Origin of the sequence: Dickeya sp. NCPPB 3274, assembly GCF_000406205.1 — a bacterium.
In the GTDB taxonomy this organism is placed as follows: Bacteria; Pseudomonadota; Gammaproteobacteria; order Enterobacterales; family Enterobacteriaceae; genus Dickeya; species Dickeya fangzhongdai.
In genome coordinates this window covers 1,778,811-1,799,359 of the sequence record NZ_CM001979.1, presented here as the reverse complement: position 1 = coordinate 1,799,359, position 20,549 = coordinate 1,778,811, and the positions used below count along the sequence as shown (strand labels likewise).

The window sequence follows — 20,549 nt, the reverse complement described above, 5'->3', positions numbered from 1 at the left end:
TTCCCATTACCTGTCCGCCAGAGAAACCCGACAGGTAACCTGTTATAAGTTATGCGTTTTTGTTCATTGCTTTGCCAACGCTCGTCAGCCTAGGCTGGCGCGGATTTCCATGCACGGGCGAGAACATCATGCATCTGGATTTACGACAACTGCGCAACTTTCTGGCGCTGACGGAACACCGCAGTTTTGTGCAGGCGGCTGAGGCGGTTTGCCTGTCGCAATCCGCGTTCAGCCGCAGCATTCAGACGCTGGAGCAAACCCTCGGCCACCCGCTGGTGGATCGGCACAGCAAGCAGTTCGCGCTCACCTGGCAGGGCAAAAAGCTGCTGCCTTTCGCCCAGCGCATGCAGGCGCTGTCGTGGGAGCTGATTCAGGATATGCGGCAACTCGGCGAGGATGACGCCGGCGAGCTGGCGTTCGGTTGCGGCCCGGCGCCGGCGGCGGCGCTGATCCCACAGGCGATATCCGCCTTCCACCTGCTGCGGCCGCGAGCGCGCGTCACCTACTGCGTCGACAACTGGCATGCGCTGCATCAGCGGCTACAGGCCGAAGAGTGGCCGTTTTTTGTGGCCGACGCCTGGCAAGCCGAACTGGACCCGCAGCTCCGGGTGCAGCCGCTCAACCCGCGCCGCTGTTTCTTCATCTGCCACCGCGACCACCCGCTGGCGCAGCAGGCGCAGGTCACGCCCGACGACCTGCTGCGCTTTCCGCTCGCGTCGCCCTATTTGCCGGTCGGCATGCGCAAAGTGCTGGCGGCGTTAACCGGCCAGCCGGACTATCGCCCGCAGATACAGTGCGACCACATCCATTCGGTGTTCAGCGTACTGCGCCATACCCAGGCCATCAGTTTTTCCAGCGAAGACGGATTTGCGCTCGGCCGCGACAGCCATCAACTGGTGGAGATCGCCCTCACCGAACAACCCGCGGAATGGGCGCAAATGCAGACCCGGTTCGGCATTATCTCCAGCCTGCAAAAACCGCTGCCGCCGCTGGCGCAACTGATGATCGACGCCATTCTGGAGCAGGACCGGCTACGCCAGTCCGTTCCCGTATAAAGCATTACCGGGATAAAGCATTACTGCGATTTGCCGCTGGCGTCATACGCCGGCCACTGTCGTTCCAGCTTCAGGTAGGTCAGCGCCTGCTCGACAAAGCGGTTATCCAGCCACTCCTCCACCGAAAAAGCGGAACGAATTAATCCGGCCGCGCCGGCGCGCTGCACGCTGTCCTGCAGGTTGCTGCGCAGGAACGGGTCCAGACGCGGCGAGCTTTGCAGGTTGAGCGAATCCGGCCGGAACTGCTCTTCAAACAGCGCGGCCGGAATCTGGCTCTGGTCCGCCATCAGTTTGATATAGTCCGCCAGATGCGCCGGGTCGCCGGCCCACTGCGCCTCCTGCACCAGCGCCGTCACCAGTTGTTGAGTGACCTGCGGGTAACGCTGGATAAAACCCTGCGTCGCCAGCACGACCGCCTGAGTAGTATTGGCCCAACCCAGGTCACGGCTGGAAGTAATAATGCGAATCCCCTGCGGGCGCAGCGCCAGCAGCGACACGCCGCCCCACACCGCGTCGATGCGCCGGGCCGCCAGCGCCGCTTTGCCGGCGGTCCAGTCAAGGTTGATGACCCGGATATCCCGCTCGTTCAGCCCGGCGCTTTTCAGCGCCCGCTCAAACGACAGCTGGTCGGCGGTGCCTTTGTAGACCGCCACCCGTTTGCCGCGCAGATCCTCGATGCGCTGAATGCCGGACTCCGGCGTCGCCGCCAGATACGAACTGGAGCCGCGCGACCCCAGCAGCACCCGGGTAGGCAACCCGCCGGAACGACCGATGATCGCCGCCAGGTCGCCAAGGTACGCCACATCCAACTGCTGGTTGGCCAACGCCTCGTTCACCGCCGGTCCCGCGCCTTTAAAGAACGACCAATGCACCTTGATGCCCTGTGCTTCAAACGCCTGTTCCAGGCTGTGGCGAATATAGGCCAGCCCCAGCGGTCCGCCGATAAACGGCTTGCTGCCCGCGCTCTGATCCGGCAGCCCGATGCGGATTTCCGCCGGTTTAGCCTCCTGTGCCTGCGCCGTATTCCCCAGCGCCACGACCGTCGCCAGCACCAGCCCCATGCCTTTCAGCAGGCGACGCCAGCCACGGTAATGATGACGATCTTGTTGTTGTTGCATGCTTTTCTCCACTGATTGCAGGCGGTTTCAATGGCGAGAAACTAGCGAACGCGACCGGTGCGCCGTAAATAACATTTCCATGATTTATCAGCAAAAAAAAGCATAAATCAGCACCGATGCCGGGTAGCGGGTCATATGCATTTCTTGCACGCGCAATATCGGTTTATTGCATTGGCGTATCACCGAAAAATCAGGTTTTTATACCCTATCGATTCATTTTGGCTGAGATTACAAAGAAAAATGAATAAGCCATTGGTCATGCATAAATCCTGGTTTGTGAAAACCCCGCAGGCGACGCGCTCGCTCGCGCCGCGTCAAACCCGGCGTATCGCCGCGCCGTTGCTGTTGCCGCTGGCGGTGTTGCTGCTGTGGAGCCTCAGCAGCCTGCTGGGGTGGATGCCGCCGCAAATTCTGCCCGCTCCGTCGCGGGTGGCGGCAACGGCCGTCGACCTGTTGCAGGGTGACCTGCTCAGTCAGTTATTGATCAGCCTGCGCCGTCTGGTGAGCGGACTTGCCGCCGGCGTACTGGCCGGGACGCTGCTGGGCGCGCTGATGGGCGCATCGGTGCGGGCGGAACGGCTGCTGTATTCCACCGTCTACGCGCTGGCCCAGATCCCCACTCTCGGGTGGATCCCGCTGTTTATGGTGCTGTTCGGCATCGATGACGGCCTCAAACTGGCGGTGCTGATCAAAGCGGTGATCGTGCCGGTGACGTTGCACAGCCAGCGCGGCGTGCGCGATGTTCCGCCGCTGCTGCTCGACGTGGCGCGCACCCTGCGCCTGCCGCGCCTTACTCGCCTGACCCGGCTGATTCTGCCCGCCGCGTTGCCGGTGTGGTTTACCGGCCTGCGGCTGGCGCTGTCGCAAGCCTGGGTGTCGCTGATTGTGGTGGAATTGCTCGCCTCGTCGCAGGGCATCGGCTATCTGATGGTGTGGGGACGCCAGCTATTCCAGTTGGATATCGTGTTGGTGTGCATCGCCGTCATCGGGTTGACCGGCCTGCTGATGGAATGGGGCATCAACCAGTTGGACAAGCGGTTGATCGCCTGGCCGCATCCGCCGGTCGGTCGGCTGCACGCCGCACCCGCCGGTCAGGCCATCGGGCTGGTGGTGCCGCTGTTATTGCTGGCGCTGTGGCAACTGGCTAGCCATCACAGTTGGATTGACGCGCTGCTGTTGCCGCCGCCCGGCGACGTGCTCCGCGCTATCTGGCATGGCGTGAGTGATGGTTCATTGCCCGATGCCATGCGCCACAGCCTGTGGCGCGCGCTGGCGGGCGGCGCCCTCGGCGCAAGCGCCGGTCTGCTGGCCGGACTGGCGCTGGGGCTGAGCGCGCGCGCCGAGGCGGTATTTACCCCGACGCTGACGTTGTTGCGTCAGGTGGCGCTGTTTGCCTGGCTGCCGCTGATTACCGCCTGGGTCGGCAACGACGACGGCGGCAAAGTGACCTTCATCGCGCTGGTGGCGTTCTTTCCAATGCTGGTCGCCAGTCATCGCGGCGTGCGCCAGCGTTCCCTCGCCTTGCAGGAAGTGGCGCAGGTGCTGCGCCTGCCGTGGTTGCGCCGTCTGCGCGTACTGATCCTGCCCGGCGCGGCGCCCGCGCTGTTCACCGGGCTACGGCTGGCGATGATTTACGCCTGGCTCGGCGCCATCGGCGCGGAATATTTCATGTCGTCCGGCGTCGGGATCGGCAGCCTGATGATCAACGCCCAGCAATTGCTGGATATGCCCATCATTCTCAGCGGCATGCTGCTGATTGGCGTCACCGGCGCGCTGATCGACTACCTCGGCCAGCGGCTGGAACGCCGCGTGACCCGCTGGCGCACCACAGGAGACACCCTATGACGCAACCGCGCCCCCAACCGGTGGTCGCTTTCGACCGCCTGAAAAAACAGTTTCGCGTCGGCGGCAGCCCGCTGACGGTCATCGACGACCTCTCGCTGGCGATTTATCCCGGCGAGCTGGTGGCGATTGTCGGCAGCAGCGGCTGCGGCAAATCCACGCTGCTGCGCTTGTTGGTCGGGCTGGATGACGACTATCAGGGCCGCATTCTGGTGGACGGCGCGCCGATTAACGGCATCGGCGGCGAGCGCGGCATCGTGTTTCAGGAACCGCGGCTGTTTCCGTGGCTGACGGTGCGCCAGAACATCGAGCTGGGGCTGGCGAGCGAGAAGATCGGCCGCGCCGACCTTACCCGCCGGGTCGACCATTTCATTCGGCTGGTGCATCTGGACGAGTTCGCCGACGCCCTGCCCGCCCAGTTGTCCGGCGGCATGGCGCAACGCGTGGCGATCGCCCGCGGGCTGGTGGGCAACCCGCGCATTCTGATGCTCGACGAACCGTTCGGCGCGCTGGACGCGCTGACCCGACAGCAGATGCAACAGGAACTACGGCGGATTCATCAGCAGGAAGGCACCACCACCCTGCTGGTCACCCACGATGTGGAAGAAGCGGTCTATCTGGCCGACCGCGTTGTGGTGCTGGCGCCGCGCCCCGGCCGACTGAAACACATCGCCACGGTGACGTTGCCGCACCCGCGTCAGCGCGACAGCCAGGCCTTCCACCAGCAGTGCAGCGAACTGCTCACGCTGCTGACTCACTCCGACGCCTCGGCCTTGCCCGACGCTACGCTTATCACTGACTAAATGGAGTACGCACATGGGACACCCTTCCGTTTACCCGACCGGCACCACGATTTATCACCCGGACAAAGCCTGGGGCGGCTACACCGTCTTTCAGGCGCTGGAAACCGGCGCGGTCTTGATCGACATGAACGGGGCGGCGCTGCGGCTGTGGGAAGGCCTGCACGGTTTTCCCAATAAAATTCTGCCGGGCGGTTATATCCTCGGCCACAGCGGCCAGCGCGACGCCCGTTACGGCATGCAGGACATGGTGGACGTGGTGCAACTGGACTGGGACGGCAACCGGGTCTGGCAATTCAACCGTTACGAGCACATCAGCGACCCGGATCTGCCGCCGGAGTGGATGGCGCGCGCCCATCACGACTACCAGCGCAGCGGCAACCCGGTGGGGTACTACGCGCCGGGGCTGGAACCGCAGGCGCTCGGCGGCAATACGCTGATTCTGGCGCACCAGAACCTGCACAACCCGAAAATCAGCGACAAACTGCTGCTCGACGACACCATCATCGAAGTGGATTGGAACGGCAACGTGGTGTGGGAGTGGCGCTGCAGCGATCACTTCGACGAACTGGGCTTTGACGACGCCGCCAAAACCGCGCTGTACCGCAACCCTAATATGCGCAGCAGCGGCGGCGGCATGGGCGACTGGATGCATATCAACTCCATGTCCACCCTTGGCCCCAACCCGTGGTTCGATCAGGGCGACGCCCGTTTCCACCCGGACAACATCATCTGGGACGCGCGTGAATCCAACATTATCGCCATCATCGACAAACAGAGCGGCGACATCGTGTGGCGGCTCGGCCCGGATTACAGCACGCCGGAACTGAAGCACCTGGGTTGGATCATCGGTCAACATCATGCGCACATGATCCCGGCCGGATTGCCGGGCGCGGGCAATATTCTGCTGTTCGACAACGGCGGCTGGGCCGGTTACGGCGCCCCCAATCCGGCGTCGGCCGACGGGGTGAAAAACGCCTGGCGCGACTACTCGCGCGTACTGGAAATCAACCCGGTGACGCTGGACATCGTCTGGCGCTATTCGCCGTACGAAGCCGGTATTCCGCACCCGACCGACGCGTTCCGGTTTTACAGCCCGTATATCAGCAATATCCAGCGTCTGCCGAACGGCAACACGCTGATCAACGAAGGCGCCAACGGCCGCCTGTTCGAAGTGACGGCGGACCATGAGGTAGTCTGGGAATACATCTCGCCGTTCTGGGGCAAGAGCGTCAACACCAACATGCTGTACCGCGCCTACCGGGTGCCGTACGACTGGGTGCCGCAACTGCCGCGCCCGCAGGAAACCCCGGTGCAAGCGCCGGACAACACCCGCCTGCGTCAGCCTGGCGCCGCGCAGCCCGGTTTCGCCAGCGTCGTTCCCGTCAGCGATACCCGGCCGTACAAGCGCGGCGGCGATGCGCTGTGCGTCGCGACCGACAGCGAAGAGCTGAAACGCAGCCCGAAGCTGTTCGCCGTCAACCGTCATCGCTTTACCGCCTTATCGCTGGCGCCGGATGAAGCGCTGTCGCTGCCCGCCGGCAACCAGCTGCTGCTGGTGGGCGCGGAACGCTGCGTACACTGTAAGAGCCTGTATCGCCAGTTGGAAACGGTCATCGGCGACGTGGCGTTTAACGGTCTGTCCTGCCACTATCTGGACGCCGACCATCATGTGCCGCACGCCGCACAGTTACAGGTACGCTCGCTGCCCACCCTGTTATGGCTGAAAGACGGTCAGGAACAGGCAAGGCTGACCGGCGCACAGAGCGCGGATAAGCTGCGCCAGTGGTTAGGCGACATTCAGAGCTAATCGCCCCGCTTCCCGGCACGATACCGGCCGGGAAGTGTCCCGTTGGCCGAGAGATACCAAATCACGCCATTATTATTAATTAGTGATTATTTTATTTATAATTATAAATACGATTGAATAAGTAAGCGCGAATATAATTGAGATAGATTAATAACGAGAGTAATATCCCCCCGCTTTTCTATTTGCTCTCTTTTTATTATTAATCAGGATGATTTATGGCTCTCTCCGTACGTTTAATCAGCCAGCTGGCGCTGATATTTCTCCTTTCCTTTTCTCTTCGCAGCATGGCCGCAGACAATGCCGCGCCGCAGGTTCACAGCGCGCTGGACAACGCCGTTGAAGCCATGCAACGCGCCGGTGTTGAAGGCCCCAAAGAGATCGGCCTCGGTAATCAGGCGGTGCTGAAACTCCCGCAGGGATTTATTTATATTCCGGTGCGGGAAGCGCGTGTATTTATGCGCGAACTGGGAAATTATGTGGGCGGTAATTTTTATGGTCTGGTGTTGCACCCTGACATCGATGGTTTTATTTCCATCGACTACACCTCGTCGGGTTATATCAAGGATGACGATGCCAAAGAATGGAATGCCGATGAATTGCTGGATAACCTGAAAGAAGGTACCCGTGAAGCTAATAAAGAACGGGTGAAGAAAGGCATTGCGTCGATCGAAATCCTCGGCTGGATTGAAAAACCCAACTACGAGCAGGCAACCCACCGGCTAGTCTGGTCCGCCGCGTTGCGCGATGAAGGCAGCAACATGGCGGAAAACGATCAGGGCGTCAACTACAACACCTATCTGCTCGGCCGCGAAGGCTATCTGTCGCTGAATCTGGTCACCAATCGCGGTACCGTCAACGAAGAAAAACCCAAAGCCCGACAGTTGCTCAATGCCGTGACCTTCAACAACGGCAAGCGCTACAGCGATTTTAACGCCAGCACCGACCGCGTCGCGGAATATGGCCTGGCGGCGTTAATCGGCGGGATTGCCGCCAAGAAACTGGGCCTGCTGGCGATGATGGGCGTGGCGTTCGTGAAATTCTGGAAAATTATTCTGGTGGGTATTTTCGCCGTCGGCGCCATCTTCAGAAAGCTATTTTCCGGTAAGAAAAAACCGCAGCAAGCGCAAGACGATGCCGGGAATGAAACCGTGCCGGAAACAACCGCGGAAACAGTTCCTGAAACCGCAACCGTAACCGCAGCGGAAAAAGAACAACAGAAAGTCTGACATTAATAGCGCCAGCCCAAATAGCGCAAGCCCAGCTTCATCGCTGGGCGTATTAACATCGTCCGGAAATGCCGGCGCTGGCACACACCCGGCACCGATGCCTGCCCCGACGGCGATATTAATGAGTCCCGGCTGGGCATCATACCTGTTCTCTGCATCAGGCAAAAAACAGACGATGACCAGCCGGGAAATAAGGGCGCCAGCCCGATGATGCCTCTTCGGTTATTACTGACTCCCTTCAGTGACTGGCATAATTTTTAATTACAGCAATAATCCATTATTCCGTTTTGGCGGAAGTTATCGGTGTGGTTTTTTTCTCATCAACGTTATGTTTCTTTTTTTCCGCCGTTATTTTGTGCCCGGTTACTTTTTCTTCTTCCGCTTTTTTCGACGCGACCGTTTCTTTTTCCGTCGTTACCGCTTTTTTATGTACGACTTTTTTCTCGTTGTGCGTTTTCACCTGGGCATCGGTGCTGGCAGCCGTCTGTTGCGCTGCCGTCAGCGTTTTGCCGCTCGCCTCCTGACTCGCTGTGGCGTCGGTGGCGGCCGTGGTTTTCACTTCCGCGCTGGCTGCCGTTCCGGTTACCGGTTTGGCGCTCACTTCGGTCGATGCCGCGTGTGCGTAAGAAGCAGCCAGGATAACGCCTAAAAACAGGGGTTTCATATTCATTATGAATTTCCTTTAACAAGTCATTTGCGATTAACCGGAAATAAAGTTTTATTCTCTGGTTAATAACTGAAGCGTTTAGGTAACCGCCTCGGGAGTGATTAAATCAAAGCTGGAAATAAAAAGAATATGGAATATTCCTAGAAATCACTCCACTCATCCGACCTGATTATTTTATATTCTGTCCACCTGTATGGATAAATAACAGGTTATACCTTATTTTTATTTGATTCTTCCCATCGCCGGGGGATAAGGCGAATTACACCATCAAAATTACTCACAGCCAATCGATTGAATGGCGGGGAAACTGGGGATAAGCGCCCGCCGGGCAGGCGCGTACCGTTGGAAAGCCGTGATTAGCGCCGGTAGGCCAGCGACCGCACCAGTCGATCGCCCAGCGACTGCACCAGTTGCACCAGCAGCACCAGAACGATCACCGTTCCCGCCATCACTTGCTGATTAAAGCGTTGATAACCGTAGCGGATTGCCAGATCCCCCAGCCCGCCGCCGCCAATCACCCCCGCCATTGACGAAAAGCCAATCAGCATCACCACCGTCAGCGTGATGCCCGCCAGAATCGACGGCAGAGCTTCCGGCAACAACGCCTTGGTAATCACATGCCAGACGGTGCCGCCCATCGACACAATCGCCTCTATCCGGCCGCGATCCACCTCAGCCAGCGCGTTTTCCACAATGCGAGCGAAAAACGGAAACGCGCCGACGGTAATCGGCACCACCGCGGCGGTGCTGCCCAGCGTCGTGCCGACCACCCAGCGGGTAAACGGAATCAGGGCAATCAACAGCACCACGAACGGCAGCGAGCGCCCGACGTTGATCACGCCGCCCAGCACCGCGTTCACCCGCGGCAGCGGCATGATGCCCGACTGACGGCTGATAAACAGCAGCACGCCGGTCGGCAGCCCCACCAGCACGGTAAACAGCGCCGCCAGCCCCACCATGTACAGGGTTTCCAGCGTCGCGTTCAGCATAATCGGGAAAAAATCTTCCCAGCTCAGGCGACTTTGCACAATCCGCCCTCCTCTACGCCGTGCCGCCGCAAAAACGCGCGCTCGGCGTCCAGATCCGGCAACAGCGCCTGCCGCAGGCGGGAAGTCGGGTCCGCCAGCAGCGTTCGCAGCGCGCCGCTTTCCGCCACCCGGCCTTGCTCCAGCAACGCCGCGTGATCGCAAATGGCTTTGACCACCTCCAGCTCATGGGTGATCAGCACAATGGTCAGCCCCAGTTGCCGGTTGATGTCGGCCAGCAGCGCCAGAATCGACGCGGTGGTTTCCGGGTCGAGCGCGCTGGTGGCCTCGTCGCACAGCAGATAACGCGGCTGGGCCGCCAGCGCGCGGGCGATGCCGACCCGCTGTTTCTGCCCGCCGGACAACTGCGACGGATAGGCCTGCGCCTTGTCGCTCAACCCGACTAACGCCAGTAATTCAGTCACGCGCGCCTCTCGCTCGCGCCTGCCGACCCCGGCGATTTCCAGCGGCACCGCCACGTTATCCCGTACAGTGCGGGCATGCAGCAGATTGAAATGCTGGAAAATCATGCCGGTGCGCTGACGTTGCTGGCGCAGCGCCCGCGGCGACAGGCTGGCGATATCGCAGTCGTCCATCAGAATACGGCCCGAGGTGGGCCGCTCCAGCAGATTGAGACAGCGAATCAGCGTGCTTTTGCCCGCGCCGCTACGGCCGAGAATGCCGTACACCGCCCCTGATGGAATGGTCAGCGACACATTCTCCAGCGCGGGCTGCGCGCAGCCCGGATAGCGTTTCCCCAGCCGTTCAATGCGAATCATGCGTTATTGCCCCGCCACCGCAATCACCGACCCTTTATAGCGCTGGCTGATGAAGTCAGCCGTGGCTTTAGACTCCAGATCCTTCGCCAGTTGTTTGATGCGCGGATCGTTTTGCAGCGCCGGTGTCGTCACCAGAATATTGGCGTACGGGTTATGGCTGGCGCTTTCCAGCCCCAGCGCATCGCGGGACGGCACCAGCCCGGCTTCCAGCGCGTAGTTGCCGTTAATCACCGCCAGATCGACGTCATCCAGCGAACGGGGGATCTGCGCCGCGTCAATCTCTTTGATCTTCAGTTTTTTCGGGTTGTCGGCGATGTCTTTCGGCGTCGCCTGATCTTTCGACGGGTCGCTATAACCCGCCTTGAGTTTGATCAGCCCCTGCCCCTGCAACAGGTACAGCGCCCGACTGAGGTTGGTGACGTTGTTCGGCACCGCCACGGTGGCGTTCTCCTTTACCTCGCCGAGCGATTTGTATTTTCGGGAATAAATCCCCAGCGGTTCGATATGCACCGTGGCCGCCACCACGAATTTTTTGCCCAGCGCTTTTTCCTGATCGCGCAGATAAGGCACATGCTGGAAGTAGTTGGCGTCCACATCGCCGCTGGCCAGCAGTTCGTTGGCGTTCACGTTGCCGCTCAGTTCAACCACCTTCAGCTTCAGCGACGGATCCGCCTTTTGAATCTGCGCCAGAATTTCCGCATGCGGCACCGGGTCCGCCGCTACCCGCAAAGCATCGGCCGCCTGAGCCGATACCGACAATCCCATTGCCAACGCCATCGCCGTCAGAGCAAAAAAATTATGATTTTTCATTTTGTTATCCCTTGATAATTTTCATTTTGATGACTAACCGAACTCAGGCGATAACCGCCTGCTGCTGCGCCTGCAACACATCGCCGTAGTAGCGTTTAGCCACTTCCGGGTGGGAACGCAGGCGTCCTTTCAGGTAGTTCCAGCCCACGTCGCGCAGCAGCGGGTTGTTCGGGTCGCTGGCCGGCCCGCGGGCCAGTTTCGCCAATGCCGGCGACAGCGGAAACACCGGCACCACCGCATCCAGTTGCGCGCCGAGGAAAAAGGCCACCGACAACCGATCCTGACTGGCCGGCGGCGACGCCACCCGGTGTACGGTGGCGCGCAGATAACCATCGGTCGCCAGTTCCAGCAGTTCGCCGATATTGACCACGAACGAACCCGGCAGCGGGTGCGCCTCCACCCATTGACCCGGTTCGGCCTCCACCTGCAGGCCGGACTGCTGGTCCTGCAACAACAGCGTCAGAAAACCGGAATCCTTGTGCGCGCCGACGCCTTGCTGGCTGTCCGCCGTCGCCCGGCCGGGGTAGCGAATCAGCTTGATATGCTCGCTGGGTTTATCGCCGTACAGCGCATCAAACGCGGTTATCGGCAGCCCCAGCGCTTCAGCGAAGGCGCGTAACAGGCGCAGCGAAATGCGGGTCAGTGTTTGCTGCCACTCCAGCAGCGCGATTTTCAGTTCCGGCAGCGACGCCGGCCACTGATTCGGCCCCTGCAACCGCCGCCAGGCGGGGTCGCCGGATAACAGCCGCAGCGGCGGACGCTCCGCCCCGATATCGAACTGCTCGCGCCAGTCCGGTTCGCTGCGGGTACGCTCCGCGCCGGCGAGGTTGTAGCCGCGGAAATGGGGAGAGTGAATCATCGCCACCCGCTGCTTCTCCGCGTCCGGCAATGCAAAAAAAGCGCGCGACAACCGTTGTACGCGTTGTTGCAGTTCCGGGTCGACGCCGTGGTGGGTCAGATAGAAGAAGCCGGTTTCACGCGCGGCGTGATTCAGGCGTTGCAGAAAATCGGCGCGTTGCCGGGCATCGCCGTCAAGCTGGGAAAAGTCGAGTACAGGCAGGGAAACGGGTTGACTCATGGCGGACTCCATCAATGAAATTAACAAATGTCGAGACCTTCGGCATGGAGCAACCGCAACAACACAAACGAGACATGAAGATTCCTCTTGGTCGATAAATAGGAAACCGGTTGGCAAAACGGACCCAAAATGACGCATTCAGACCACGCTGCTTAGCGTGACATCACCTCGCGGATACCACGAGCGGCAGCGACCTTAGCGGCGTCGCCGGCACGGCCTGAAAGCCAGTGCCGGCAGGCTCCCGGCGTGTGAAAGTATTAATCACCATTTCCCCCGGCAGGTAAAATATCAATAGCGGCAAAGGTAAGACGTAAACCGGCAGAGCGGTCGGCATTGGTTTGCCGTGGTTTGCCGTAATTGGTAACAAATTTGTAAGCAGCTTTACCCGACAATCATGTATTAGCCCGGAGGAACGCAGTAGGATGACGGCGAAGGGTGTGACAAAACAGCCGCAGGACCGGCCTGAGCGGGCGGGTCCGCAATCCAATATCTCTTGAGGTAATCCTATGCAATCTGAAGAACAACGCCTTATTGATGGTCTGTTTAGCCGACTGAAAACAGCCGAGACCAACACGGGCCCTCGGGATCTCAAGGCAGAACAGCAAATCAATGACCACATTCGCCAGCAGCCGGCCGCGCCTTACTACATGGCGCAGGCGATGATTATTCAGGAAGCGGCGCTGAAACAGCTGGATCAGCGGGTGAAAGAACTGGAAGCCGAGGTCAATCGGCTGACGCAGGAAGCCGCCGCTCGTCCACAGCAAAGCAGCGGCGGTTTTCTGGCTGGGCTGTTTGGCGGCGGCAACCGCAGCAGCGCGCCGCAGCCGTCGCAACCGGCGGGTTATGGTCAGCCGGCCGGATACGGTCAGCCGAGCCAGCCGATGGGATATACGCCGCCGGCGCCGGGTTACGGCCAGCCTGCGCCGGGCTATGCGCAACCTGCGCCGTCCCGCGCGGGCGGTTTTCTGAGCGGCGCATTGCAGACCGCAGCCGGCGTGGCGGGCGGCGTGGTGCTGGCCGACATGCTGACCGGCATGTTCCACCGCTCGCAGCCGGAAGAGATCGTCAACATTATCAACGAAACCCCGATGCTCAACGAGAATCCGCTGGGTAACGTCAGCGACAGCTTCCGGGATTTCGGCGCGAATAATCTGGACACGTTCAACGGCGCCGGCGCCGGCAACAACTTTTGGAACAGCAACCCCGGCGACGAACCGCAGAACAGCGACTACGACAATTACGCGGCTGATGATTCCTACGACGACGACGATTCTTACGTCTAACCTCCGTCCCCTCCCGCGCCAGCGGGAGGGGTGTTCTTCCCGCCCGAACGCACCGCTTGCGACATATAACAACCCGTAATATGGCCGCCCTATTGGTTATTTGTTTACGGAAGCGTCAGGCTGATAGCCTGCTCAATCTGTCCGCCGCACAACATTGTCCTGAATGCCATGAACATCGACCTGCGTCAGTTACGCCACTTTATTGCGCTGATCGAGCACCGGAATTTCACTTCGGCGGCGCAGGCCATGAACATTTCACAGTCGGCGTTCAGCCGTAGCATCCAGTCGCTGGAACAGAGCGTGGGCGCGCGGCTGATCGACCGTCACCATAATCTGGAACCCACCAAGAAAGGGCTGCTGGTGCTGGAGCACGCCCGCCGCCTCACCCGCCACGCGCAAGATTTGATAAACGACATCGAGCAGTTCAGCGAAAAAGAGAGCGGCGAGGTGCATTTCGGCTGCGGCCCGGCGCCGGCGGCCTGGCTGATGCCGCAGGTGATCGGCGAGTTCTCCCGCCAGTATCCGCGGGTGCGGCTGGTGTTCCGGGTCGATAACTGGCAGGCGCTGGGGCAACGCCTGATGGCGGAAGAGTTTGCCTTTATCGTGGCCGATACCCGCCATTTCGAGCTGGACGCCCGCTATAACGTGCAGCCGCTGAGCCAGCACCGCTGGGGCTTCTGCTGTCGTCAGGGGCATCCGCTGGCCGCGTTTGATGAAATCAGCGTCGAGCAACTGTTCAGCTACCCGTTGGCGGCCACCGTGCGCCCGCCTAACCTGCGTCAGGCGCTGGTGCGGCTGAGCGGTCAACAGGATATCCGCACCGGCATTGAGTGCGAAAACGGCTACAGCCTGCTGGATGTGATCCGCCAGTCCGACGCCATCGGCACCACCAATCACCGTCACGGACCGCTGCAACAGCCTCCGGACGGCATCCACATGCTGAAAATCACCGGGCTGGATGACGACACCGACGAGTTCTACACCCATTACGGCATCGTCAGCCGCGCCGACTCCCGCCTGTCGTGGCTGTCGCAGCGGCTGATCGCCATGTTTTTGCAGGTGGATCAGGCGCCGCATCGCGCCAGCGCCTCTACAGCGGCGTAACGCTGAATTCGCTGATCGCCTGCCGTGAAAATACCGTCCGCAAGCCAAAATAGCCGCTGGCGGGCGGCTCGGCATAGTGGGCGCGAAAGTAGAGTTGGTTATCGATCAGGAAACGGGTTTCAGTGCGGTCCACCTCGATGGTCACCCGATAACGATGCCCGGCGCGCAGCAGATGCGCTTCATCGGTGAATTCCCCCAGCAGTTGCCGCTCGCCGTGGCCGTTGTAGTAGCGAAAACGGGTGGTACTGTTCCAGTTACCGCCCATGCCCACGTAATACAGCGCCAGATTATCGTATTCGCCCAACACGCCGTGGCGGGTGAACAACGAGGCGCGGGCGGGGTCCCGCGCCGCCCAAAACTGATTGAGATCGGAGAGTCGATCGTTCGGTTGCCCCTGCACCAGCACTTCGCGCAGATAGCTGATGCGATACCTGCCGGATAGCGGCTGGTCGAGCCACACCGTTAGCCCGGCGGCGGTATCCAGCGTCAAGGTGTGCTCATCAATACCGATACGGGTGCGCGCCGGCTCCTCCTGTTCCACCCGCCAGCGCAACGGTTTTCCGTCAGCGGAGTGCGCCCATTGCAGCGAGAACTGCCGGGCGTCTGATTCCCGATGGAGGTTTGATTCCGGATGAGATCCGCCTTCCGTGGCGGCGGTACACGCCTGACCGGCATGACTTTCCATAACCGTGCTCTGTGCGCTATAGCCTGTGTCCGTCATTGATAATGTCCTGATGATGTCCTGTTGAAGCCCGCCGCAGCGGGCGTAATTGTCCGGCGCTCGTCGTTATCGAGTCTGTTGCTGGCTGAGATATCGCTATCTGGGCGGCGCGTCTCCCGCCAGCGCCAGCATGGCGATGGCGGTCAGCCCCCACTGCGCCACCGCATTGGTGGACAGGTTGGTGTCGGCGACGCTGCCGGAACGCTGATCGATCGACGAGTCGATCTGCGCTTCTTTCACCGGGTAGAGCACCGCAGGCGGCGTTATCAGCCGTACCCGCCGGTTGGGGTGGACAATGCCGCCCTCGCCGTCCAGAAACTCGCGCCAGGCGCGCCGGAGCAGCGCCTTGTCGTGCTGACGCCAGCCGGCAAACGCGCTCAGCCGGGCATGGCCCTGCACCAGATTGCGTTTTTTCACCGGCTGGCCGACAAACTTGCTCAGCGCCGCCGGGTCGTTGTACAGGCGGCAATAATCCAGCCAGGCGCGCTCGAACGCCGGGTCCGGCAACACCTGCAACAGTTCCGCGCAGACTTCCGCCAACCCGAACACCGCGCTTAGATGTGAAATAAACCATTGATCGGCCGCGGCCGACCGGAACACGCCGGTATCCGGGTCCATCTCCGCCAGCCCGGTGAAGAAGCCGTGCGGCTGGGCCGCAATCGACCGCATACTGTTGAGCAGACGATCGCGTATCGCCGCATCATGCCGCCGCTCCCAGGCGGTCAGCCAGGCCGCCGCCACCGCGCCCCAGTCGGTGCCGAAATAGAGGCTAACCAGACGCTCGTCGGCAGGCGGTTGCTGGCCGATCTTGCGGCCCGGCATCACCCGTTGCAGCGTACGCAGCGCCTCCACCTGCTCATCCATCAGCTCGCCGATGCGTTCATCGGCGGTCAGGTAATACAGAAAACGCCGGTTCGCCACGGTGGAGATACGCAGTTGCTTGGCGCTGTCGCCCCAGTGACGCACGTTGTGGCGCGACCCAAGCGGCTGGAAGCGCCCGGCATGGTGTACGTCCACCTCGCCGGTGTGGCGGGTCATTGCTTCCGCCATACGGAACACCTCCGCCCGGCCGCTACGCAGAAAGTAGTACCACAACCACAGATCGGTGCTCAGTTCCGAGTTATCCCAGGCGTAGCCTCCCACGTCATAACGCCAGACGTGGCGATCGCTATCATAGGTGTGCATCACATCGCCAAAATCCCAGAAGCCGTACCATTTGCGCTGCTCCACTTCCTGCTGATAGAAATCGAAATACCACGCCAGCTGTGCGTCCAGCTCCAACTGCGGCTTATGCCCCGGCGCGGCTGGCGACCATACCGGGCCAAACGCGCCGGCGCGCTGTAAATCGGCGCTGTCGGCCACCAGCAACGGCGGTTGCTGATGACGGCGGGCCAGCGCCAGCAGCGTGTCGCTGTCCGGCGTGGCGGGTAGCACATCGAGAAACAGTTCGCTGGTGCGGGCGACGCCCTCCGGGGTGGCGAACCCCGGTTCGTAATCCTCGTAGGTGATCTCCAGCGCCTCGCGCTGCTGTTCGAAACTCTCCTGCCCCATGCCGTCGTGATAGAAGCGCAGATCCATCGGTTCCGCGTACGGCGACCACAGCCACAGCGTGATGGTGGCCAGATCGGTATGCGCCCGCTGAATCTCCAGACAGGCCGGGTAGCTCTGCCAGAAATGACGGATGCCGAACGCCACCCCGCCGGCGGGCGACCCCAGATAGCCGCTGCCGGAAGCCCGCTGCCCGGTGGCGGACAGCAGCCAGCCCTGCCCGGCGGCGGTGCGTTTGTGGATCTGGTAACCGTCGGGGTGATGCTGGGTCAGCCGGTAACTGCCGAACGCCGGAATGTAGTCCAGCCGCTTGCCCACCGCCGGGGGAAACTGCGTAACCGGCGGCGTGGCCTTTCCGGCCAGTTGCGCCGCGATAACCGCCTCGCCCGGATCGCGCCGCAAGCCGGTCAGGCCGCGTACCGCCTCCCGAAACAGCCCGCCCTGCGCCGAGGTGAACCGCACGTGGCGGTCGTGCAGTTCGCCCTGCTGCGGCGCATCAAACGCCACCCCCAGCCCTTTGATGAAGGTCTGTTGCTCATCGCCGTCGTAAATAATGGTGTGCAGCAGGCGCAGCGACGCCGAACCGGCATAGAAATAGAGCCGCACCACAAACGGCAGACGGGTGACGCCATCCTGCGTGGCATGGCGATGCACGCCGCGCAGGGCGATGACCGCACGCTGCGGCCCGTTCTGCTCCAGCGTGACGCGCGCGGCGTGCCCCTGAAACGTCTCCACCGTCAGCGGCCCGTCCGTCCCTTCGCCGGACTGGATCTGCAACACCAGCCGACCGTTGCCGAGCGCCAGCCTGCCGTCCTGCCACAGCTCACCGATCAGCCGCTCGCCGTTTTTCGGCACCTGACAACGCAGTCGACCGGTATCCACCACCCAGTCTTGCGCCGTTTCGGTGACGAGGGCGGCGTCCGTTGCGGTAGCCGGCGACGCAGGCCGCAACGACAGCCCTTGGCCGGGCGCGTACCCGCCGCCGAGCGCGTGCGCCGACCACTTCAGCGAGCCGTCCGGCCAGTAAGCCAGCGGCCAGCTCTGCAACGCGCGATCCGCCTGGCCGTCTTCGCGCAGCACGAACCCGCTGTCGGCAGGCACCTGCCCTTGCGGCCAGGGCGCGCCCCAGGTCACGCCGCCGAAGCTGGCGGGCGGTTGCCGCTCCAGCCAGTTCAGCCGTACCGTTGGCGTAGCGTCGGCCGCCGCGCCGCCGCCCGGCGCGCGCGCCGCCAGCGCCCGGTTCCACAGCGGCGCCGACAGCGCCAGCAAAGCGCCGTTACGGATGAAGCGACGGCGCGAGGTATCATGCAGTGGCATCGGCGTATCCTTAGAAGTCATAACCCAGCGTGATCCCCAGCGTGCGCGGTTCGCCCAGCACGCCGTATGCCGACCCGTAATCGCCCGACCTGACGGTGCGGTAATAAGTCTTATCCAGCGCGTTATTCAGCCACAGAGTGGCGCGCCAGGCGTGTCCGTCCTGTTTGCCGCTCACGCCGGTGGACAGGTTGAGCACGCCGTAAGCTGGAATGCGGGTAAAGTCGGAATTGTCCACCGTGCCGTAGGCCCAGCTGCGCCAGGCCCAGCGCCCGGCCACAAACGCCTGCAGATTATTGAAGGCTTGCCACTCATAACGGATGCGGGCGTTGTAGGTCAGCCTCGGCGAACTGAACACCCGCTCGCCGCTCAGGTCGCAGGAGGCGGGCGGGTTGGCCGCCAGCGTCACTTCCGGCGGGCATTTGGCGTTTTTGAAATCCAGATAGCTGGCGTCCAGCAGGGTGCCATTAAGGCTCACCGTCAACCCGTCGACCGGGCGCAACGCCAGTTGCGACTCCACGCCGCGCGAGCGGAATTTACCGGCGTTCACCAGATAGCTGCTCAGCGTTTCTTCGTCGTAGGCCGTGGTTTGGAAGTCGCTGACCTCATTCCAGAACAGCGCAGTGTTCCATTCCACCCGGCGTTGCAGCCAGTGGGTTTTCACCCCCAGCTCCGCGGCGCGGGTTTTCTCCGGTTTGATGTACAGGCTATCGATCCCCGCCTGCTTTGCCGCCCCGGAGGAGATGTTGAGGCCGCCGGCCTTTTCGCCATAGGCCAGCGTCAGGTACGGCGTCACGTTAGGCGTGGCGTACCAGTTAAGGCTGACGGTGGCGGACGGCAGGTGATTACTCTGCGACAGATCGCCGGAGTCGAAATCGTTTTTGTTGATGCGGCGGAACGTGCCGGTTTTCTTCTCGTAGGTTTCCCGCACGCCGGTGGTCAGGTCGAAGCGGTCGCCCAGATGCCAGGTGCTGCGGGCAAAGGCTGAATACACCGTGTCTTCCAACGCGCCGAAACGCTGTACGAATTTGCCGGTGTTGCTGGTGTTGCCGTACCAGCGGGTGACGCGCGCATTGTTGTAGTAACGGTCATGCGCGAAGGTGTCCAGATTCTCGCCCCAGTAATCCACCCCGAACGAATAATCCGCCAGGCCGCCTTTGGGCGAATCCACCCAGAAGCGCTGCCCCCAGGTGCGGTCGCGGGCGTCCGCGCCGCTGTCCTGATACAGCGGAATGCTCAGGCCGTCGGCGGTGCCCGGCAAAAAGCGGAAATAACGCAGCGATGACAGCGAATTCAGGGTATAGCCGTTACGCAGCCGCCAGTTGGCTTCCACCGAGCCGCCGCCCTGCGCGACGCGGTTTTTGGTTTCGTCGTCCAGCGCCACCTGACGGCCGTCCACCACCCGCGCCCCGACCGCCGCGGCGCGGGCCCGGAACTGATCCACGCCGCCGACCGGGTAGCTGTCCACCAGCGACATCACCGGGTAGCTGGTCGCCTCGCTGTAATCGCCGATGATGCGCAGGCTAAAGCCGTCATCCGGCTGGTACAGCAACTGACCGCGCACGCCGTTGCTGTTGCTGCCGCCCAGTTGGTGGCCGTTTTGCACGTTGTAGACGTAGCCGCCCTTTTCGGTGTGCGACAGGTTGATGCGCCCGGCCCAGTTATCGCCAAGCGCGCCGGACGCCATCAGTTTGGACTGCACGTAGCCGCGCTGGCCGAACGACTGTTCCAGCGACACTTCCGGTTTGAACGTCGGCCTGCGGCTACGGATATCCACCGCGCCGCCGGTGGTGTTAAAGCCGTACAGCGTACCCTGCGGCCCCTTCAATACGCTGACCGCATCGATATCCAGCAGGTCGTTGGACAACATGCCGGGGCGGGACAGGTAGACCCCGTCCAGAAACAGACCGACGCTGCTTGGCATACCGATGTTGATTTCGCTGCCGCCGCCGTCGCCGATGCCGCGAATGGTCACCCGGGTATCCAGCGCATCCGCCGCGGCGATATCCACGCCGGTGACCGCCTGCGACAGATCTTCAAAGCGGTAGAGCCGATCCTGCTCCAGTTCCTTCCCCTCCACCACCGACGCCAGGCTGGTTTGCTGCTGCGCCTGACGGCGCTGCGCGTTGACCTGTACCCGTTTGAGCCGTACCGCCTGCGCGGGGGCCGCCGTGGCCTCGGCATTTGTCGCGGCCTCCGGCGTCGCAACGGCGTTTGCCGCCGTCGTCGGCGTATCGGCCGCCTGCGCCAGCCCCTGCATCGCCAGCACGCTGCCGATAACGACCGGGTATCGCCAGAACATCGTTTTTTTATTGCGCATATCCACCCCCAGTTTTTAAATAAAGCCGCCCTTGCCGCGTCAGCGCGAC

The 20,549-nt window shown here is 61.8% G+C and carries 16 protein-coding genes; 7 read left to right on the top strand and 9 right to left on the bottom strand.

Features of this window, described 5'->3' with window-relative positions; genetic code table 11:
- The first annotated feature begins 128 nt into the window (after positions 1 to 128).
- Positions 129 to 1,055 carry a LysR family transcriptional regulator gene (locus DXX3274_RS08550; protein ID WP_042859430.1) on the top strand — a complete coding sequence of 309 codons (927 nt, stop codon included), beginning with the start codon at positions 129 to 131 and terminating at the stop codon, positions 1,053 to 1,055.
- Between the two features lie 20 nt (positions 1,056 to 1,075).
- On the opposite strand, the gene DXX3274_RS08545 is transcribed toward DXX3274_RS08550, so the two are convergent.
- Entirely contained in the window at positions 1,076 to 2,173 is a 1,098-nt protein-coding gene (locus tag DXX3274_RS08545; RefSeq protein ID WP_042859429.1) for an ABC transporter substrate-binding protein, read from the bottom strand.
- Between the two features lie 135 nt (positions 2,174 to 2,308).
- Here DXX3274_RS08545 and DXX3274_RS08540 point away from each other — a divergent pair, with 135 nt between their 5' ends.
- The 4 genes from DXX3274_RS08540 to DXX3274_RS08525 all read left to right on the top strand — a co-directional run bounded on the left by DXX3274_RS08540 (position 2,309) and on the right by DXX3274_RS08525 (position 7,851).
- Positions 2,309 to 4,018 carry an ABC transporter permease gene (locus DXX3274_RS08540; RefSeq protein WP_042859428.1) on the top strand — a complete coding sequence of 570 codons (1,710 nt, stop codon included), beginning with the start codon at positions 2,309 to 2,311 and terminating at the stop codon, positions 4,016 to 4,018.
- Complete coding sequence (locus tag DXX3274_RS08535) at positions 4,015 to 4,818, top strand: ABC transporter ATP-binding protein (RefSeq protein WP_038659998.1); 804 nt, start codon at positions 4,015 to 4,017, stop codon at positions 4,816 to 4,818. The genes DXX3274_RS08540 and DXX3274_RS08535 overlap by 4 nt, the downstream gene beginning before the upstream one ends.
- A gap of 13 nt (positions 4,819 to 4,831) precedes the next feature.
- Positions 4,832 to 6,625, top strand: a complete 1,794-nt coding sequence (locus tag DXX3274_RS08530) for an aryl-sulfate sulfotransferase (RefSeq protein WP_042859427.1) — start codon at positions 4,832 to 4,834, stop codon at positions 6,623 to 6,625.
- 215 nt (positions 6,626 to 6,840) lie between these two features.
- Positions 6,841 to 7,851: a DUF2167 domain-containing protein gene (locus DXX3274_RS08525; RefSeq protein WP_071603928.1), complete on the top strand. Its 1,011-nt coding sequence runs from the start codon at positions 6,841 to 6,843 to the stop codon at positions 7,849 to 7,851.
- A 277-nt stretch (positions 7,852 to 8,128) separates the two neighbouring features.
- On the opposite strand, the gene DXX3274_RS08520 is transcribed toward DXX3274_RS08525, so the two are convergent.
- The 5 genes from DXX3274_RS08520 to DXX3274_RS08500 all read right to left on the bottom strand — a co-directional run bounded on the left by DXX3274_RS08520 (position 8,129) and on the right by DXX3274_RS08500 (position 12,210).
- Complete coding sequence (locus tag DXX3274_RS08520; RefSeq protein ID WP_042859426.1) at positions 8,129 to 8,521, bottom strand: hypothetical protein; 393 nt, start codon at positions 8,519 to 8,521, stop codon at positions 8,129 to 8,131.
- Positions 8,522 to 8,874: 353 nt separating this feature from the next.
- Positions 8,875 to 9,534 (bottom strand): methionine ABC transporter permease, encoded by a 660-nt coding sequence (locus DXX3274_RS08515; protein ID WP_161131149.1) that lies wholly within the window; start codon positions 9,532 to 9,534, stop codon positions 8,875 to 8,877.
- Positions 9,531 to 10,322: a methionine ABC transporter ATP-binding protein gene (locus DXX3274_RS08510; protein WP_084478738.1), complete on the bottom strand. Its 792-nt coding sequence runs from the start codon at positions 10,320 to 10,322 to the stop codon at positions 9,531 to 9,533. Before DXX3274_RS08510 ends, DXX3274_RS08515 begins: the two co-directional genes overlap by 4 nt.
- 3 nt (positions 10,323 to 10,325) lie before the next feature.
- On the bottom strand, positions 10,326 to 11,132 hold the full coding sequence (locus tag DXX3274_RS08505) for a MetQ/NlpA family ABC transporter substrate-binding protein (protein ID WP_042859425.1): 807 nt from the start codon (positions 11,130 to 11,132) through the stop codon (positions 10,326 to 10,328).
- A 43-nt stretch (positions 11,133 to 11,175) separates the two neighbouring features.
- On the bottom strand, positions 11,176 to 12,210 hold the full coding sequence (locus DXX3274_RS08500) for an isopenicillin N synthase family oxygenase (protein ID WP_050569840.1): 1,035 nt from the start codon (positions 12,208 to 12,210) through the stop codon (positions 11,176 to 11,178).
- A gap of 506 nt (positions 12,211 to 12,716) precedes the next feature.
- On the opposite strand from DXX3274_RS08500, the gene DXX3274_RS08495 reads away from it, so the two are divergent.
- Positions 12,717 to 13,493 (top strand): DUF2076 domain-containing protein, encoded by a 777-nt coding sequence (locus DXX3274_RS08495; protein ID WP_042859423.1) that lies wholly within the window; start codon positions 12,717 to 12,719, stop codon positions 13,491 to 13,493.
- Positions 13,494 to 13,661: 168 nt separating this feature from the next.
- Positions 13,662 to 14,597 carry a LysR family transcriptional regulator gene (locus tag DXX3274_RS08490; protein ID WP_042859422.1) on the top strand — a complete coding sequence of 312 codons (936 nt, stop codon included), beginning with the start codon at positions 13,662 to 13,664 and terminating at the stop codon, positions 14,595 to 14,597.
- Here DXX3274_RS08490 and DXX3274_RS08485 read toward each other — a convergent pair.
- The 3 genes from DXX3274_RS08485 to DXX3274_RS08475 form a co-directional block, all read right to left on the bottom strand.
- Entirely contained in the window at positions 14,584 to 15,318 is a 735-nt protein-coding gene (locus DXX3274_RS08485) for a DUF6250 domain-containing protein (RefSeq protein ID WP_042859421.1), read from the bottom strand. The genes DXX3274_RS08490 and DXX3274_RS08485 overlap by 14 nt on opposite strands.
- 96 nt (positions 15,319 to 15,414) lie before the next feature.
- Positions 15,415 to 18,183 (bottom strand): hypothetical protein, encoded by a 2,769-nt coding sequence (locus tag DXX3274_RS08480; RefSeq protein ID WP_042859420.1) that lies wholly within the window; start codon positions 18,181 to 18,183, stop codon positions 15,415 to 15,417.
- A gap of 10 nt (positions 18,184 to 18,193) precedes the next feature.
- Complete coding sequence (locus DXX3274_RS08475) at positions 18,194 to 20,500, bottom strand: TonB-dependent receptor (RefSeq protein WP_152495241.1); 2,307 nt, start codon at positions 20,498 to 20,500, stop codon at positions 18,194 to 18,196.
- Positions 20,501 to 20,549 lie beyond the last annotated feature (49 nt).